This window comes from Caballeronia terrestris (assembly GCF_001544515.1).
GTDB classification, from domain to species: Bacteria; Pseudomonadota; Gammaproteobacteria; order Burkholderiales; family Burkholderiaceae; genus Caballeronia; species Caballeronia terrestris.
On sequence record NZ_FCOL02000631.1, the window covers coordinates 1 to 533 of the forward strand.

The 533-nt window shown below is 65.5% G+C and carries 1 protein-coding gene; it reads right to left on the minus strand.

All coding sequences use genetic code 11. The features are described from left to right. Positions 1 to 533, minus strand: a 533-nt coding sequence (locus tag AWB67_RS39305; RefSeq protein WP_268808181.1) for a thiolase family protein, incomplete at both ends; no start/stop codon positions are given.

Genomic DNA, 533 nt, shown 5'->3' on the forward strand with positions numbered 1-533 from the left:
ACGACGATCGGATCGCCCTTCTTCTGCGCGATCGTCACCGCGACGATTTCCTGCGCGAACGTGCCGTCGGCCTTCGCCCGCGCCGCCTTCTGCTGGCTGCGCACGGCGAACGCGTCCTGATCGGCGCGGCTTACCTTATAGTCATCCGCGACGTTTTCCGCCGTTTCCGGCATCGAATCGACGCCGTGCAGCTTTTTCATCAGCGGATTGACGAAGCGCCAGCCGATGGTCGTGTCGTAGATGTCGGCCTGACGCGAGAACGCCGAGGTCGCCTTGCCCTGTACGAACGGCGCGCGGCTCATGCTCTCCACGCCGCCCGCGATCAGGAGGCTCGCCTCGCCCGACTTGATCGCGCGCGCGGCAATGCCGATCGCGTCCATGCCCGAGCCGCACAGGCGGTTCACTGTCGTTCCCGGAACACCTTCGGGAAAGCCGGCCAGCAACGTCGACATGCGCGCGACGTTGCGATTGTCTTCGCCCGCCTGATTCGCGCAGCCGAAGATCACTTCCTCGACGGCGTTCCAGTCGACGTC